Source organism: Brucella sp. NBRC 113783, assembly GCF_040372265.1.
Classification (GTDB): Bacteria; Pseudomonadota; Alphaproteobacteria; order Rhizobiales; family Rhizobiaceae; genus Brucella; species Brucella teleogrylli.
In genome coordinates this window covers 20,576-35,493 of sequence record NZ_BAABRX010000008.1, presented here as the reverse complement: position 1 = coordinate 35,493, position 14,918 = coordinate 20,576, and the positions used below count along the sequence as shown (strand labels likewise).

Sequence of the window (14,918 nt, the reverse complement as noted above, 5' to 3'; positions counted from 1 at the left end):
GCACTTCCCTCACGCGAGCCTCCATATATAGGCATGATTTTGGCGAAAACACGATCCTTTAACTCATGAAACAATCTGTCACTGCAATGTGAACGCTGATCTGCGTGAAAAGTTGCAGAAAGCGTTTGTAAAGCACAGCGGATCGGACTGTTCCCGATGATCCAGGCGCAGTTTTCGAAGTAACTGCACCCGGAACGACAATGGTTCGGTCCTACCCATGCGCTTCAAAAGCTATGTTTACATGCGACGCGAGGCAGGGGAGAACCGGAAGACCTGACAGTATTATATGGAGTGCGCGCGGAAATTTTCCAGTAGGTGCTCCATATCTTCGGGCACGGGCGCTTCAAAACGCATCAAGTCATCGGTTGCGGGATGCGTGAAGGCCAGAAGCCAGGCGTGGAGCGCCTGTCTGTGAAAGCCGTTTACAGCTTCCTTCAGCGGTTCCGGCAGCTTGTTCGCTTTGGTTTTATAGGCGCTGCCATAATCCATGTCGCCGACCAGCGGATGACCGATATGGGCCATATGCACGCGAATCTGGTGTGTGCGACCGGTTTCAAGACGGCATTCCACCAGAGACGCCAAAGCTGTGGCATCCTCGCGGGGGCCGAATTTTTCCACCGTCGCATAATGGGTGACAGCGTGGCGCGCATCTTCGCGCTCCTCGTTCACCACGGCCTGCTTCGTGCGGTCGCGATGCGAGCGCCCGAGATGCGCATCGATGAAACCCTGCGGGCGCTCGGTCATGCCCCAGACGAGGGCGAGATAAGCGCGCTCCAGATCGCCGGTGCGGCCATGGTCGGCAAATTGTTCGCTCAAATGCCGGTGCGAACGGTCGTTCTTGGCCACCACCATGACGCCGCTCGTATCCTTGTCGAGACGATGAACAATGCCCGGACGGCGGATTCCGCCTATGCCGGACAAGCTATCGCCACAATGATATATAAGGGCATTGACAAGCGTTCCCGTCCAGTTGCCGTTGCCAGGGTGAACGACAAGGCCAGCAGGCTTGTTGATCACGATGAGATCATCGTCCTCGTAAAGAATATCGAGGGGAATGTTCTCGCCTTGCGGTTCGGCAGGTTCAGGCTCGGGCAGCACGATGGCAATCTTCATGCCTTCGCGTAGCTTCTGCTTGGTTTCACGAGCAGGTTCGCCGTCGATGGTCACATGACCGTCGGCAATCAGGGACTGAACGCGACTGCGGGAGAGTTCCGGCCCTAATGCTGCGGCCAGCCACTGGTCCAATCTTTTGCCCGCAGCATCAGTGTCGGCAATTAGTTCTTTCAATTGTCTCTTCCCTTCGTTATCACGCGCCACGGGTGCATGAACCGGAGTCATTTAATGCAGGATCCACACTATCCGCGATACCAGAATCAGCAGGATTCAGGATATCAGGACTATCAGCAGGGCTATTATCAGGACGAACAACCGTCCGAGCCTGTGCTTGATCCGGCAATGGAACGTGTGCGCCGCAAGATGATCCGGCTTCTGGCCGTTTCCATCGGCGTTATGCTGATCGGTCTTATGGCCGTGCTCGCCGCTGTTGTCTACAAGATCAATCGCGCGCCCGAAACCCCTGCCACGCAGGAAGCCCGTTCGGATATTCCGGGCCAGACCGCAGCGCAGCCTGTAAAACCGGAACCGCCGAAGCTGATCGAGTCGCAGATCAACCTCGTGCCCGGCACCCGCCTTCTGTCGCAAAGCCTGTCCGGCAATCAGCTTTCGCTGGAAACGCTGCTGCCCGATGGCGGCACCGAACTCATCATCTATGATTATCGCGAATCCCGCGTGGTCGGGCGCATCAAGCTCGGCAGCGTCGAGTAAGATCGGGGCTGTCTATCAATGCAAAAAGGGCGGCTGGAGCCGCCTTTTTATATTCCCGGATTGCTCTTTTCTGTAAGGGCGATTATATCAGCCAGCAGCAGACCCTATGCGCCCATCGTCTAGCGGTCAGGACGGCGCCCTCTCACGGCGCAAACAGGGGTTCGATTCCCCTTGGGCGTACCATTGATTTCCAGCACATTTTTTCGATGGCTCATAAACTCCGGTTATTCCTTGCCGCGCAGAGGGCAGACATTTTGCGATGGGAGAGCGTGCCTTTTCGACCAAATAAAAACCCCGCCTTAAGCGGGGAGAGATCATAAGAGATTATCGTGATTGTGCTTATTTTGGGCATTGAGACGCTTTTACAGTTTTAACGCCCTCAGACGGATCAACGGTCAAACATTGATCAGTGCCCTCTATACAATGACAAGAGTTGTATTTTTGCTCTGCGGCGGCACCGGACATTGAGGCAGCGACCAGAAATGTTGAATACAATACGAGGCCGACCAAGTTTTTCATGACAAGACCCTCCAAATAAACTTTTGAATGATTTTGAAGATATTTTCGGTAGGCATTCCTCACAATCGCAATAGGTTTTCCGCCAAAAACCTTTGGCAATAAATATGGCGCTTGAGAGCCTCATTTAAATCGATGGGGAGATTGCCTCATTCCAGTTGCGAAAATTTGCAACTGGCGGCGGGAGGGTGCATAATCAGCTTATGAGCGAACGTTACAAAAAGCCCGATTACGAACAGGAATTGCGACAGGCCGGGGTGCGCATCACGCGCCCGCGCCGCATCATCCTGAATATTCTGACTGAAACGGAAGATCATCCGGATGCTTTGGAGATTTTTCGCAGGGCGGTCGAGATCGACAGCAGCATTTCGCTTTCGACCGTTTACCGCACCATGAAGCTTTTGGAAGAGCGCGGCGCCATCCATCGTCATGCCTTTGCCGGCGGTCCGTCGCGGTTCGAACAGGCAAGCGGCGCCCATCACGACCATATCATCGATATGGATTCCGGCGAGGTCGTTGAATTCCGCTCCGACAAGATCGAAAAATTGCAGGAAGAAATCGCCCGCTCGCTCGGCTATGAGATCGTTCATCACCGTCTCGAACTTTATTGCAAAAAAATAAAATCCTGACGGAACCAAATTCCAGGGCCTGCGTTTTTGGTCCATGAAGCCCGTGACCCCGCCCCCCAACACGGTCTTCACAGTTCGCCCCAACTCCCCCAACAAGGGTGGACGGCGTGAACGCCGCGCAGACGGTTAACCGTTGTGCCAGCAGGCGTTTCGCTCTTTTTTAATAAGCCGTCATGGTTCGTCCATGACGGCTTTTATTTGGGCCGGAGTGTTGTCTGGAAATCAGGAATCGAACTGTTCGTCCGGTATGGTCAGCGAATAGACAGCGCCGGTGCCATCGATGCGGTATTGCGCCTGGCCATTGACCGAGGCGGGGACTATGCGCTGAAGCACAGCGCTGCCGAAACGGGGATCGTGCTGATAGACCTCCGGCATGGCCGGATTGGTTTCTTCCCAGCGGAAGACCAGCTTTTCGCCTTCGTTTTCGGTGCGGACGACTTCTGCCGAAATCGCCACACGGCCATAAGGGATCGAAAGGCCACCGAATGAGGTCGCATTGACCACCAGCTCATGCAGCGCCAAACCGACATGCAAGGCGGCGCCCGGGAATAGATAGGGGTTGTCTCCTTCGAGACTGAGTCGCTCATCGGTGACGTCGATATATTTTTCCACCTGAGAATGGACAAGGTCGCGGAAAAGCGCGCCGCGCCAGTTGGAATCAGTCACCAGATCCTGTGAATAGGACAGCGACTGGATACGCCCGCGGAATTTCAGGAGAAAATCATCGATCGTGTCGGTGAAGCGCGCTGTCTGGCTGGCGATGCTCTGCACGATGGCCAGCATGTTCTTTGACCGGTGACTGACTTCGCGCAAAAGCGTTTTCAATACCTGCTCACGGCGTTTCAGCTCGCTGATTTCCAGTGCTGTCGTCACCAGTCCGAGGAGATTGCCGCTGGTATCGCGGTCGCAATCGATATGCAGTTCGACCCAGTGGAGCTTGTTGCCGTCCATGATGGAAAGCTCGACATTCTGCGCCGTCATGGTTTGAAGCGCCGTCTCTTTGGCCGATTTCAGCTTGGCGAGCGATGTGGAAACGATGAAATCCTCGTCGGTGCCGCCGGCTTTCCAGTTATTTTGCCAGTAGACGGGTAGATTTTCCCCCCAGGCATAGGTCAGATCGGGACGCTGATAGAGCACGCAGACATTGCTGTTACGGACTGCCCGAAGGAGCGCGCGCAGACGGGCTGCATCCGGTTCGGCTTCGCGTAATGGCAGGTCTGATGCGCTCATTATAGTCTCGATAACGGTCGATTGGGCCGGATGGCGTGCGCTGACTGAAGGTCGGGACGGTGGACCCTATTTTTCTCCAGAAAGCAAACCGCCGCGCAATCTCGCGCGACGGTATGGTGTTGTTCATATCGGTAGGGCCGGTTTACGGCCAAAAACAGACCAGTTCTGAACTGGGTTTTTCTCCGCTCTATCAGGCCTTGCGGATCGCCGAGGCTATAAGCGAAATGACCAGCAAGGCTAGGAACACGAAGAACAGAATCTGGGCGATACCCGCCGATGCTCCGGCAATGCCGCCAAAGCCCAGCGCACCGGCGACAAGAGCCACGACGAGAAATACGAGCGCGTAGTAAAGCATATCCGATCTCCTCTTTTGTATATGAGGAATAAACTACTTTGCTATGCATTCGGTTCCTGCCAGCGCGTAAAAATGAGTTATTCAAGGTTGAGGCGGGGCTTGTGTCGGGTTGCAAAGCGGGAATGCACGCCGCTCCGGGAAGAGGGTTTTCCCTCTCCCGGAGGCGATTACAACCGCCAAACGTGGCTGTAGTGGCCGAACTCAGGCCGCGACTTGGGAAGCCTCTTCGAAAAACAGCGCCTGACTGATCAGGGCTTTCACCATGTCGGGATTGAACGGCTTGGTCACGAGGAAGGTTGGCTCGGGGCGTTCGCCGGTCAGCAGGCGTTCCGGAAAGGCCGTGATGAAGATGACAGGGATCGTGTCGTCTTTCAGGATTTCATTCACGGCGTCGATGCCCGAGCTGCCATCGGCAAGCTGGATATCAGCCAGAACCATCCGCGGCTTCTCTTTTTCATAAAGTGCGAGCGCCTCATCCTTGGTGCGGGCGATGCCGACGACCTCATGTCCGAGGCTTTCGACCATCTGCTCGATATCCATGGCGATCAGCGGTTCGTCTTCGATGATCATCAGGCGGGTTGCGACCTGACGTGAGATTTCCGTCGATGCGGCGGAAAGCAGACGTCCCAGCTCGCCATCGTCGACATTGAGAACCTCGGCGGCTTCCTTGTCGCTGAAGCCTTCGACGGCCACCAGCAAGAAGGCCTGACGGGGCAGCGGCGCAATATGCGCCAGATTGCGGTTTGCCCGCTGTTCCCAGCCGATCTCCGAAGATTGTTCCGGCACCCGGATCGATGCGGTCTTGTAGAGGTCGCAGAACAGGCGATAGACGCCGATGCGGTCCGACGATGTATCCGGGAAAATGCTCAGATCGGCGATCAGAGCTTCTAGCACGGCCGCCACGTAAGCATCGCCGGATGTCTGAGAACCGGTGAGGGCACGCGAAAAACGGCGAAGATAGGGAAGATGCGGCGCGATACGCGTCGATAACGTCATGGTAATGGAACTCCTCATCTGCCGCTTTGTTTTACATTCGCATGAATCCGGTTTGAACAATCGGCTCGAACCAGCTTTTGGCCAAGCGCGATCATCCGCAATCGGGCGCGGCATTACGGATGGAAACGATGCGACTTGAAAAAAGTTCCGAACTGACGGCATAATTTCTGGAACTTTTTTGGGGCTGGTGCATTCCCCGTCCAACAGAAGCTTTGTAACAAACAGGACAGGGCTCATCGCCTAGAACGATACAATATGACAGATAAAGATAACCTTCATACGAATGGCGTCGCGGCGTCGCGGCGCGTCCCGAAGGACATATTAGGACCCAATTGTGAAGTCGGATTGAAACTCAAGGCGTTGTACGCCTCGATTCAAGATGAGACGATCCCGGACCGTTTTCTCGATCTTCTCGAAAAACTCGATCAGGCTGAACAGGAGAGTATGCGTGGACAGAGCACCCGTTCCGTCGGTTGATGGAAATGCCCCTCAGGAGGGCCCGCAAGGCGCGCAGTTCAAGCGAGAGCTGCTGGCGTCGCTGCCAAGCTTACGCGCATTTGCCGTGTCACTTATCGGCCAGCATGACAAGGCAGACGATTTGGTACAGGACACCATCATGAAGGCCTGGGCCAAGCAGGAAACCTTCGAGATGGGCACCAATATGAAGGCCTGGCTTTTCACCATCCTGCGCAATGAATTCTACACTCAGATGCGCAAGCGTGGGCGTGAGGTGCAGGATACGGATGGCCTGTTCAGCGAACAGCTCGCCGTGCATCCTTCGCAATATGGCATGCTGGATCTGCAGGATTTTCGCTCGGCGCTTGAGCAACTGCCTGACGATCAGCGCGAAGCGATCATTTTGATCGGCGCTTCCGGCTTTGCTTATGAAGAAGCGGCGGAGATTTGCGGCTGTGCGGTCGGCACGATCAAAAGCCGTGTCAGCCGTGCGCGGACCCGGCTTCAGGAAATCCTGAAGATCGAAGGCGAGGGCGATTACGGCCCCGATGCCGATTCGTCCCGCGTCACCTTGAGAAGTTTTGCATGAGGCTTCATGCCGCCGGATTCTTTGATCCGGCGGCATTCACCACAAGCTTAAGCAGTTTGTGTGCCATTTTGGCTTAAATGATCCGGTGCCGTCGCCCGGCGGCATTTATTTTCGCTGGTCATGACAGTTTTTTGCCCCAGACACTTGAAGGTTAGCCGCCACTGATATTTGCTATCTGAAGTGGGTGTTCAATTTGTATTGGGGCGCGTTTTGCCATCAGTCTTGTTGCAGAAACTGCTTCAGTCTTCACCGAAACCGATTGCGGTTATCGTCTCGCTCGGACTTGTGCTTCTTTCTGCCGTGATGACGCTGTTTCTGTCCTCGAGCGTTACGCATCAGATTGTCGATATTTCCCGCAATTATGCCTTGCGCCAGCAGGTGGACAAGGTTGCCCGGCTCGCCAACAATATCGAGATGAGCCGTCGCGGCTATCTTCTGACGCTCGACGAGGCGCATCTCGATCTCTATCGCAATTCGATCCTCTCTGTTGAGCAGACATTGACCGATCTGGAGGCCCTGTCGGTCCCCAATCCGTTGCAGGATACGCGGGTAAAGCAGATTCGCGCTCTGATCGAGCGAGAAGAAGCGGATGTGCGCCAAACGGTGGAGCTTGCATCGTCGGGCAATGTCGCAGCAGCGATGCAGCGGGTGCGCAGCGACGAAGGCAAGGCGTTGATGGACCAGCTGTCCACCACCGTGTCGGACTTTATCGATGTGGAAGAAAAGCAGCTTGCCGAACGGAACGAGCGCATCAACCGGATGCGCTACTGGATGACGGCCACCTCCATCGTGGCGCTGGCTTCGGCGGCGATGCTGGGCTTGCTGCTTTTCAGCCGCGTGCAGCGTTATGCGCGCACCATGTTCGAAGGGCAGTCGGCGCTGCGCTCTGAAAACGAGATTCTTGAACAGCGGGTGCGCGAACGCACAGCCGAGCTGGAGGAGGAGCGCCGCATTGCGGAGCGTGAGCGTTATCGCGTCGAGCTTCTGCTACAGGACACCAATCACCGTATCGGTAATTCTCTGGCGACCGTCTCCTCCCTGCTGGGTTTGCAGATGCGACAGGCGCGTAGCGAGGATGCGCGTGCTGCCCTTTCGGCGGCGCGCGACCGGGTGCAGACGGTTTCGACAGCCCATCGGCGTTTGCGGCTGGGCGAAGACATGGAAACCGCCCGCGTCGACGAGTTTCTGACCACGGTTATCAACGATATCCGCAATGCCATCGGTCAGGACCGCCAGATCGAGATCGTGACGAATTTCGAGCAACTTGACCTGAAAGCCCGGGATGTGACGACCATTGGCATCATCGTCGGCGAACTTGTGACCAACGCCATCAAACATGCTTTCAAGGGGCGACCAGGCGGACAGATTTCCGTCAGTTTTCAGGCGGATGCCGATGGTGTGCCCGTTCTGGCGGTGGAAGATGATGGCGTCGGTTGGGGGACGGAAGGCGCGAAGCCGGGCGACAAGAACGGACTTGGCACGCTGGTAGTAGAACAGCTTTGCATGCAGTTCGGCGAAAAGCCGGTCTATGGTGAAGCCGTGGATCGCGCTGGCACACGCGTTTCTGTGCGCCTTGCATCGCTGGTCGATAGCACCGACGCGGCTGCGCAGTAAAGCGAAGCGCCTCCCGATGACCCATGAAAAAACACCGGAACAGGTTCCGGTGTTTTAATTTTTATAGGGCTTTTGTCAGGCTTTGGGCGGTCGCTTCTTCTTGTCTGAGAGGAGCGAAACCAGAGCGATGCCTGCAAGCGGCAGGGCGGCTGCCAGTATCGGCCGCTTGAGGATCGATGGGATCGTCGCAAGAGCGGCTGTCGCCATCATTGCCGATTTGTCGGCTGCGATCCGCTCTTTGCGCTTTTTCGCCTCTGCTGCGGCCTGTATCTTCAGCACAGCGAGAACGAGCAGCGCAAGTATCAGCGAAATGGCGGCAAGAATCAGTGCTGCAAGCGGACCGCCATAGGTCTGCGCCAAAGCCAGAAAGGCCGCGACACAGAGAAACGTGACCGTGATGATGCCGAAAATGCCAATCGCCACGCCGTAAATCGCTGCGCGTCGCGTTTGGCTGACGGTGAATCTCACTTCTTCGCCAGCCAGAGCGGACAGGATAGGGACCAGAGCTTTAAGCATGGGACGCCTCAGCGGCGGGAAAGAAGGGCGAGCAGATAGCCGATGCCAAGCGCGGTAGCGAGCGATGTAATCGGACGTTCACGCACGGTTGCCGTCAACTGCGCTTCGAGGTCCTGCGCCTTTCCGCACAATTCATCAACAACATCGCCGCCTTGCAGATAGGCGCTCTGATAGGTTTCCTTCGCGGTGCGCTTGGCGTCGCGGACGGTCTGGTTGCCGAGATTGGCGAGCGTCGCGGCGATGGCTGCGATGTCTTCCTTCAACTGCTCGACCTGCGCCTGCAAGTCTTCCGTGGTCGAATCGGTCAACGCTTCCTCGATCTTTTCTTCGATCTTGTTCGTCTTCGCGGATGCACGCGCCATATCTGGCCTCCTGTCATAAGGGATTATCGTTGTATCAACGCTTTTCGTCACCAATGGTTGCACGCATTAGCCAATTGCAGCAACGCCGCGCGTCACTTCTCGTGCGTCATGGTAAACGGGCACAGCCGTCGCAGGTGCTCGTCAGAACAAGGCGTGGTCAGACCATGTCAGACGAGGAACAGATAGGCTGCGCCTGCAATCATCAGGAAGGCAAGGCCGACATGGGCCGGTTTCAGCGCGCGCTGCGGAGCTGGCAGCGGATCATCATTGCCCGCCATGGCGGTTCTTGCCGCATGTTCGAGTGCCTGAATGTCTTTGTGCATCATGTGCATGCTCCTCCTGCCGGACCGCACGCCCCAATATTGTTGATCAGGGAGACGAACACATCCGACATGGTTATCAGGTCTGATTTGTCCGCATTATGCAACAGCTATTTATAAGGGGTTTGACAGGCCCCACCTCCCACAAAAGCTGGCAGAAAAAGGCAGTTAAAACAAAACATGACTTGCATCATCATATTATTGGGGTTTAAAAAGAGTTCGACAAGCAGCGCTGCGGCGTGCGTGATGGGTCGTCCTTGGCGCCCGAGTTGAACAATCAAAAGGCGATCAAGATGACTGGTTTCTGTCGGAAAGGCTTCATGGCTGCGGCGATGGGCATTGTCTTGCTGGGCGTTGGTCCGGCATTGGCTCAAGAGGTGACACAGCCCAATCCTTCAACTGCGCCCGCAGCCACTCAACCAGCCACCCAGCCTGCGCCTGCCGCGCCTGCCGCACCTGCGCCGTCGGCTCCAGCAGCACAGCCTGCTCCGGCAGCGCCCACCTCGACTGCGCCTTCGGCCCCGCAAGCCGAGCCACAGCCCGTAATCGCTGGCCAGCCTGCCGCCGAAGAGCGCGATGCCAGCCTTCCGCATGATCTGTCGCCCTGGGGCATGTTCATGGCTGCCGACTGGATCGTGAAGGCGGTGATGATCGGTCTCGGTCTTGCCTCGCTCGCAACATGGACCATCTGGGTCGCCAAGTCGCTCGAACTGGCTGGCGCACGTCGCCGCGCCAACAAGGCGCTGAAGACCATCGGTCATTCCGCCACGCTTTCCGAAGCTGTCCGCGCGCTTGACGGCGTCAAGGGTCCGGGCGCCATCATGGTGCGCGCCGCGGAAGACGAGGTTCGTCTCTCCAGCCCCGCACTGGCGCGGGCTGGCGGCGAGGGCCTGAAGGAACGCGTTTCGTCGCGCCTGTCCCGCATTGAAGCCAAGGCTGGCCGTCGCCTGTCCAAGGGCACCGGCATTCTCGCCACCATCGGCTCGATTGGACCATTTGTCGGTCTGTTCGGCACCGTCTGGGGCATCATGAATTCCTTCATCAACATCAGTGAAGCGCAGACGACCAATCTGGCCGTGGTGGCTCCGGGTATCGCCGAAGCGCTGCTCGCCACGGCCATCGGGCTTGTCGCCGCTATTCCGGCGGTTGTGATCTACAACGTCTTTGCCCGTGCGATCACCGGCTACCGTTCGCTTCTGGCCGATGCATCGGCAGGCGTTGAACGTCTGGTCAGCCGAGATCTGGATTTCAGGGCAGCAGGCGTGCGTGAAGGCACGCTGCACGCAGCGGAGTAGGCATCATGGCGAGTAAAGTCCGCGAAGGCGGTGGTGACGATCTCGAGCTCAATCACGAGATCAACGTAACGCCCTTCATCGACGTGATGCTGGTTCTGCTCATTATCTTCATGGTGGCAGCACCGCTTGCGACCGTGGACGTGAAGGTTGATCTGCCTGCATCGACCGCTGCCGCCGCGCCGCGTCCCGACAAGCCGCTTTATGTGACGCTGAAGGAAGACCTGAGCGTCAGCGTCGGCAATGATGTCGTGGCGCGCGATCGTCTGGGGGCGGCACTGGATGGTCTTTCGGAGAAGAACAAGGAAACGCGCGTTTTCCTGCGCGCCGACAAAACCGTCCCTTATGAAGAGCTGATGCGCATCATGAATTCGCTGCGTGAAGCGGGCTATCTCAAGATCGCACTGGTCGGCCTCGAAACTGTCGGCGCGGCTGCTCCTGCTGCTCCTGCGTCCCCCGCACCGGCGTCTGCTGCGCCCGGAGCGGCACAATGAACGCACTTCCGCCCGATCATCCTCCCGTGAAGGTGGCTTCTGCCGACGCCCATCACCATTCCTTCTGGCATGATGCGGGACGCTGGATCGGCGCGGGAATTCTTGTGCTGACTGTGCATGCGGCTGGTGCTTATGCAATCCACCAGATGCGGGAAGAAGACCAGCCGGATGGCGGACAGGTCGCAGCCATGGTGGTTGAGCTTGCGCCGGAGCCGATGGCTCCGATGGAAGAGCAGGTTGCTGATGAGGCACAGCCGGAAACGGCGGAAGCGCCGCAGGAAGTCGAGCCTGAGCCGGTCGTTCAGCCGGAACCGCAACCTGAAGAGCCAACGCCGCCAGAGCCCGAGCAGGTAACACCACCGGAACCCGAGCCGCAACCTGAGCCGGAAGTTCAGGAGAAGCCGGAAGAGATTATTCCAGATGTGGTCGAGGCTGAAAAGCCGGAAGTGGCCGTACCCATGCCGGTTGAAAAGCCGGAACCAAAGCCCGAGCCGAAGCCAGAACCCAAGAAGGTTGAAAAGCCGAAGCCTGAAAAGCCCAAGCCGCAAAAGGTTGAGAAGCCGAAGCCCAAGAAGGCGGAAAAGGCACCTGAGACCCGTCAGGCCAGTGCGCCCCGCATGGACGCTGATAATGGTGAGCGGGCCGCCGCTAACCGTCGCGGCGAAAACTCAGCCTCGGCTGGTGTAAGCTCGGCCAAGTGGACATCGAAACTGCAGGCTCACATGGCCCGCAACGTACGCTTCTTGCAACGCAAGGCGCGCAATGCCAAGGGTCTGGTACAGGTAACATTTGTGATTGATCCATCCGGGAATGTTATCTCGGCGCGTCTGGCCGGTTCGTCCGGCGATCCGGCGGTTGACCAGCTAGCGCTGGAAGCCGCACGTCGCGCCTCTCCTGTGCCGGCACCTCCGGCAGCTATGGCCAGAGCACGGATGCCGATCACGTTGCCTCTGCTGTTCAAGTAAGTTCTCGAGCTTGTAATCGAAAAAAAGCCGGGCGAAATGCCCGGTTTTTTCGTTTGGGCTTTACTGTGTCAGCGCCGCCTGTTGGCAGATCACCCCGGTAACTTGCACATCGGCTTGGCCTAGTTTGACACCGAGCAAATCCAGAAGAGCAAAGAGCAGATTGTCAAGCAGTGCTGAGATAGGCGTGAGAAGAGCACCGAGAAGACTGAAAACGCCGCTTAAATCCAGAGAAATCAAACCCAGATCTACGTTCACTTCCATCTTCGAAAGCAGGGCGGATGTGAGTCCCCCCAGGAGCTTGGTCGACGAGGCAGTTTGGATTTTTTTATTCTGTATGTCGCTATAACTGAAGTTGAGAATTCTTTGGACATCATCTCCCAACGGAATTTCTGCCTTCGCATATACATCGGGTCCAATACCCAAAACCTTTATTTGCGCAATCTTCTTGCTGGTGACCACCGGCTTCTTGTTGAGATTTTTAAAGTCGGGATCGCTTAGATTTCCAAGGTAAACCCCAGCAATTCCGGTCGTCACACCAATGCCGACTTTCGCACTTTGCGGCCCCGCCGGGCAGCTTACGCTTTTCAGTTCCCCTTCCGCCGAAGCAACATCGACATAGATGGGTAATTTCAAATCTCCGAGCGTAATGAGCCCTAGAACCGAGCTGTTTAACAGCCCCACATAGAGCGATATTCTGATTTGAGCGGTGCGAACGAGCGAACCGACAGCGCCAACCCTGAAATATGGAGTCGATTGGGCTGGTTCGCCGATAGCGACACTGACCGTAACGGTTGCAAGCCCGCCAAGGTCGAGCCCTGTTCCAACGTCGATCTGGTGCTTGCCACCCAAGATTGCGGATGCGGTCACAAGCTGCAAGACATTGGCGGTGATGTTGTAATTGCCAGCAGACCCTATACTGGCATTCGCCAGAGAACCAAGCCCAAGCAGTTTTCCGACTGGCAGTTTGGTGGAAAGTGCTGCAGCATTTTTTCCAAGAACATTGAGCGCCGCCTTGGCTGTTGCGTTGTTGGTCACGACATCCGCCATCACCTTTGCCAGAACGCCGACTGACACATCCGTGTTCAACAGCTGGTCGTAAGTCCCGGCGGTCAGCCCAACCTGCGGCGCCAGTTTGTCGAGAAAGCCAAGCAGATTGATATCGGTGGCGGCAAGCGCGTTATAATCCAACAGCTTGAGATTGAGGGTTGTACCCAACAAACCGCCGAGAAGTCCGTTCAACGCGCTTTCATTCGTGTTCAGACTGGCCAATCGGGAGCCGATGGAAAAGGCCGCTTCCGCATGGGAGGCGGCCATGCCGCTCGCGCTGACCGCAGGGCGATCCATCAGCGCCTGACCGAAATAGAGATTGCCAGGTTTTGCGAGCGTCACCCGCACGGCATCGGGACTTGTTCCACCTGCCACGAAGCGTGACCCGACAGCCACCGATTTATCGGCGGTATATTTGCCGGTCTCCACCCAGACACGCGTGAGATTATCAGTCTTGCCTTTCACGATGGACGGATCGTAAGCGCCCGTCATCATGACCGGATCAAGCCCGTTGGCCTGCAATTGCTTTTTCACCGCGTCGCTAGCAGTGCCTATTGTGCTTGCGCCACTGATAGCCGCCAGATCGGCCATGTTCTGCAATTGCCGTCGCTCCAGATAGAGCGAGCTTGAATCGATGGTGAGTGCGGCGATTGCCAGAAAGAGCGGCGCGACAAGGGCCGCCATCGTGGCCAGATTGCCTTCGCGCGCCTTGAGAAACCGTAAGCCCCCCGCCTGCATGTCATGTCCCTCCGAGCCGGATTGTCGAAGCGCGCGTGATCGTCTTGCCCGGCAAAGGCAATCCCGTGAACAGATTCCAGATCGGCAGATTGGCCGCGTTATAGCTGATCGTGACTGTGAACTGGCTTGGATCCGACGCAGCATTGTCGATTGCGGTCTCGATCTGCGCCGGGTTGATCAGCGTGTATTTGGCCGCATTTTTCTGGATATAGGTCGTGGCAAGGGTCTGCCGCTCCGCCGCATCGATGCCCGCAAGCGCCGTGCGCGTCGCATCCGCAGCAAGCTGCTGCACGGCATTGGCCGCCCCAAGATAAATGCCAAAAGCGATCACGCCCATTAGCAGCAGCAGAAAAACAGGCGCCAGTATCGCAAATTCTACTGCCGCAGTTCCCACTTTATTACGTGGAAAAAGAACAGCAGATCTTAAACTCTCCTGAAACCATGCTTTTCTCTTCAACGATGGGGAATTAATCGTTTTAACTGTGTTCCCGCAGTCCATATGCCCTCCCGTCCAAGAGCAGATAAACTTTTATGTATATACATCACGAATGAACATGCTTCATGCACGCGCATTCAACTGTTTGACAGAAGAAATGCGTTCGATTTTTATTTTTATTACTTTTCATATTAACGCCGTCGATGCCATATCAACATAAAATAATTTAATAAAAGCTAAATAGATAGAAACAGCAAAACCTTATTGAACTCGCAGTAAATTATAACTACAAGTTGCACAAAATAACGGCAGTTACGCAGCTTCTCTTGTTTACCCGCGCAAGTCTACGGCGAAAGCGACCACCCGCCAACCAGTCCCCGAAGCGTCGACAATGGCTGGTTGCATGACAAATAATTAAGATGAAATCTTGAGTGCGAAAGTTTAGATAACCCGAAGCACCACTTTATTGGGAGAAGTACGGGCACGCTTCGGTTATCGGGCGTGCAGGCTTGCGGCCAGAACGGGTGCTTTTCACGGAC

General features: G+C 56.4%; 17 protein-coding genes and 1 tRNA gene. 9 read left to right on the top strand and 9 right to left on the bottom strand.

All coding sequences use genetic code 11. The features are described from left to right. Nucleotides 1–282: 282 nt before the first annotated feature. The gene (locus tag ABWW11_RS20110) at nt 283–1,338 is read right to left on the bottom strand and encodes an RluA family pseudouridine synthase (RefSeq protein ID WP_181376102.1); all 1,056 of its coding nucleotides are present in this window, start codon (nt 1,336–1,338) and stop codon (nt 283–285) included. Between the two features lie 3 nt (nt 1,339–1,341). Here ABWW11_RS20110 and ABWW11_RS20105 point away from each other — a divergent pair, with 3 nt between their 5' ends. From ABWW11_RS20105 to ABWW11_RS20095, 3 genes are all read left to right on the top strand, one after another. Then, nucleotides 1,342–1,824, top strand: a complete 483-nt coding sequence (locus ABWW11_RS20105; protein ID WP_109369731.1) for a hypothetical protein — start codon at nt 1,342–1,344, stop codon at nt 1,822–1,824. Nucleotides 1,825–1,932: 108 nt separating this feature from the next. Next, nucleotides 1,933–2,007, top strand: a tRNA-Glu gene (locus tag ABWW11_RS20100). Between the two features lie 536 nt (nt 2,008–2,543). Beyond that, nucleotides 2,544–2,969 carry a Fur family transcriptional regulator gene (locus tag ABWW11_RS20095; RefSeq protein WP_109369730.1) on the top strand — a complete coding sequence of 142 codons (426 nt, stop codon included), beginning with the start codon at nt 2,544–2,546 and terminating at the stop codon, nt 2,967–2,969. A gap of 222 nt (nt 2,970–3,191) precedes the next feature. Here ABWW11_RS20095 and ABWW11_RS20090 read toward each other — a convergent pair whose 3' ends face one another. From ABWW11_RS20090 to ABWW11_RS20080, 3 genes are all read right to left on the bottom strand, one after another. Further along, nucleotides 3,192–4,199 (bottom strand): sensor histidine kinase, encoded by a 1,008-nt coding sequence (locus ABWW11_RS20090; protein ID WP_109369729.1) that lies wholly within the window; start codon nt 4,197–4,199, stop codon nt 3,192–3,194. A 190-nt stretch (nt 4,200–4,389) separates the two neighbouring features. Beyond that, nucleotides 4,390–4,554, bottom strand: a complete 165-nt coding sequence (locus ABWW11_RS20085; RefSeq protein WP_006473348.1) for a DUF1328 domain-containing protein — start codon at nt 4,552–4,554, stop codon at nt 4,390–4,392. A 201-nt stretch (nt 4,555–4,755) separates the two neighbouring features. Then, nucleotides 4,756–5,550 carry a response regulator gene (locus tag ABWW11_RS20080; protein WP_109369728.1) on the bottom strand — a complete coding sequence of 265 codons (795 nt, stop codon included), beginning with the start codon at nt 5,548–5,550 and terminating at the stop codon, nt 4,756–4,758. A gap of 255 nt (nt 5,551–5,805) precedes the next feature. Between ABWW11_RS20080 and ABWW11_RS20075 the strand changes: the two genes are divergently transcribed. From ABWW11_RS20075 to ABWW11_RS20065, 3 genes are all read left to right on the top strand, one after another. Then, the gene (locus ABWW11_RS20075) at nt 5,806–6,027 is read left to right on the top strand and encodes a NepR family anti-sigma factor (RefSeq protein ID WP_109369727.1); all 222 of its coding nucleotides are present in this window, start codon (nt 5,806–5,808) and stop codon (nt 6,025–6,027) included. Next, on the top strand, nt 5,999–6,595 hold the full coding sequence (locus ABWW11_RS20070; protein WP_109369726.1) for an RNA polymerase sigma factor: 597 nt from the start codon (nt 5,999–6,001) through the stop codon (nt 6,593–6,595). The genes ABWW11_RS20075 and ABWW11_RS20070 overlap by 29 nt, the downstream gene beginning before the upstream one ends. Before the next feature lie 210 nt (nt 6,596–6,805). Next, a complete protein-coding gene (locus tag ABWW11_RS20065) occupies nt 6,806–8,209 on the top strand; it encodes a sensor histidine kinase (protein WP_109370307.1) in 1,404 nt (467 codons plus the stop codon). A gap of 75 nt (nt 8,210–8,284) precedes the next feature. Here the strand turns inward: ABWW11_RS20065 and ABWW11_RS20060 are convergent, their stop codons facing one another. From ABWW11_RS20060 to ABWW11_RS20050, 3 genes are all read right to left on the bottom strand, one after another. Beyond that, nucleotides 8,285–8,725 (bottom strand): phage holin family protein, encoded by a 441-nt coding sequence (locus ABWW11_RS20060; protein ID WP_121538540.1) that lies wholly within the window; start codon nt 8,723–8,725, stop codon nt 8,285–8,287. An 8-nt stretch (nt 8,726–8,733) separates the two neighbouring features. Then, nucleotides 8,734–9,087: an ElaB/YgaM/YqjD family protein gene (locus tag ABWW11_RS20055; protein WP_109369724.1), complete on the bottom strand. Its 354-nt coding sequence runs from the start codon at nt 9,085–9,087 to the stop codon at nt 8,734–8,736. A 167-nt stretch (nt 9,088–9,254) separates the two neighbouring features. Beyond that, entirely contained in the window at nt 9,255–9,413 is a 159-nt protein-coding gene (locus ABWW11_RS20050; protein ID WP_167836095.1) for a hypothetical protein, read from the bottom strand. Nucleotides 9,414–9,664: 251 nt separating this feature from the next. Here ABWW11_RS20050 and exbB point away from each other — a divergent pair, with 251 nt between their 5' ends. From exbB to ABWW11_RS20035, 3 genes are read left to right on the top strand one after another with little or no spacing between them, the layout of a single operon-like run. Continuing rightward, complete coding sequence (gene exbB / locus ABWW11_RS20045; protein ID WP_109369723.1) at nt 9,665–10,702, top strand: tonB-system energizer ExbB; 1,038 nt, start codon at nt 9,665–9,667, stop codon at nt 10,700–10,702. A gap of 5 nt (nt 10,703–10,707) precedes the next feature. Continuing rightward, nucleotides 10,708–11,193, top strand: a complete 486-nt coding sequence (exbD, locus tag ABWW11_RS20040; RefSeq protein WP_109369722.1) for a TonB system transport protein ExbD — start codon at nt 10,708–10,710, stop codon at nt 11,191–11,193. Further along, on the top strand, nt 11,190–12,158 hold the full coding sequence (locus ABWW11_RS20035; protein WP_109369721.1) for an energy transducer TonB family protein: 969 nt from the start codon (nt 11,190–11,192) through the stop codon (nt 12,156–12,158). Before exbD ends, ABWW11_RS20035 begins: the two co-directional genes overlap by 4 nt. Before the next feature lie 60 nt (nt 12,159–12,218). On the opposite strand, the gene ABWW11_RS20030 is transcribed toward ABWW11_RS20035, so the two are convergent. Both ABWW11_RS20030 and ABWW11_RS20025 read right to left on the bottom strand, forming a co-directional pair. Then, nucleotides 12,219–13,943, bottom strand: a complete 1,725-nt coding sequence (locus ABWW11_RS20030; protein ID WP_109369720.1) for a pilus assembly protein TadG-related protein — start codon at nt 13,941–13,943, stop codon at nt 12,219–12,221. A 1-nt stretch (nt 13,944) separates the two neighbouring features. Beyond that, on the bottom strand, nt 13,945–14,337 hold the full coding sequence (locus ABWW11_RS20025) for a TadE family protein (protein ID WP_235858975.1): 393 nt from the start codon (nt 14,335–14,337) through the stop codon (nt 13,945–13,947). Between the last annotated feature and the right edge of the window lie 581 nt (nt 14,338–14,918).

What these genes read in the sequence shown, in the direction of transcription:
- ABWW11_RS20055 (WP_109369724.1), bottom strand. Translation starts at nt 9,087, where the DNA reads ATGGCGCGTGCATCCGCGAAGACGAACAAGATCGAAGAAAAGATCGAG.
- ABWW11_RS20085 (WP_006473348.1), bottom strand. Translation starts at nt 4,554, where the DNA reads ATGCTTTACTACGCGCTCGTATTTCTCGTCGTGGCTCTTGTCGCCGGT.
- ABWW11_RS20090 (WP_109369729.1), bottom strand. Translation starts at nt 4,199, where the DNA reads ATGAGCGCATCAGACCTGCCATTACGCGAAGCCGAACCGGATGCAGCC.
- ABWW11_RS20105 (WP_109369731.1), top strand. Translation starts at nt 1,342, where the DNA reads ATGCAGGATCCACACTATCCGCGATACCAGAATCAGCAGGATTCAGGA.
- ABWW11_RS20080 (WP_109369728.1), bottom strand. Translation starts at nt 5,550, where the DNA reads ATGACGTTATCGACGCGTATCGCGCCGCATCTTCCCTATCTTCGCCGT.
- ABWW11_RS20075 (WP_109369727.1), top strand. Translation starts at nt 5,806, where the DNA reads ATGACAGATAAAGATAACCTTCATACGAATGGCGTCGCGGCGTCGCGG.
- ABWW11_RS20050 (WP_167836095.1), bottom strand. Translation starts at nt 9,413, where the DNA reads ATGATGCACAAAGACATTCAGGCACTCGAACATGCGGCAAGAACCGCC.
- ABWW11_RS20095 (WP_109369730.1), top strand. Translation starts at nt 2,544, where the DNA reads ATGAGCGAACGTTACAAAAAGCCCGATTACGAACAGGAATTGCGACAG.
- ABWW11_RS20035 (WP_109369721.1), top strand. Translation starts at nt 11,190, where the DNA reads ATGAACGCACTTCCGCCCGATCATCCTCCCGTGAAGGTGGCTTCTGCC.
- ABWW11_RS20060 (WP_121538540.1), bottom strand. Translation starts at nt 8,725, where the DNA reads ATGCTTAAAGCTCTGGTCCCTATCCTGTCCGCTCTGGCTGGCGAAGAA.
- ABWW11_RS20110 (WP_181376102.1), bottom strand. Translation starts at nt 1,338, where the DNA reads ATGACTCCGGTTCATGCACCCGTGGCGCGTGATAACGAAGGGAAGAGA.
- ABWW11_RS20030 (WP_109369720.1), bottom strand. Translation starts at nt 13,943, where the DNA reads ATGCAGGCGGGGGGCTTACGGTTTCTCAAGGCGCGCGAAGGCAATCTG.
- exbD (WP_109369722.1), top strand. Translation starts at nt 10,708, where the DNA reads ATGGCGAGTAAAGTCCGCGAAGGCGGTGGTGACGATCTCGAGCTCAAT.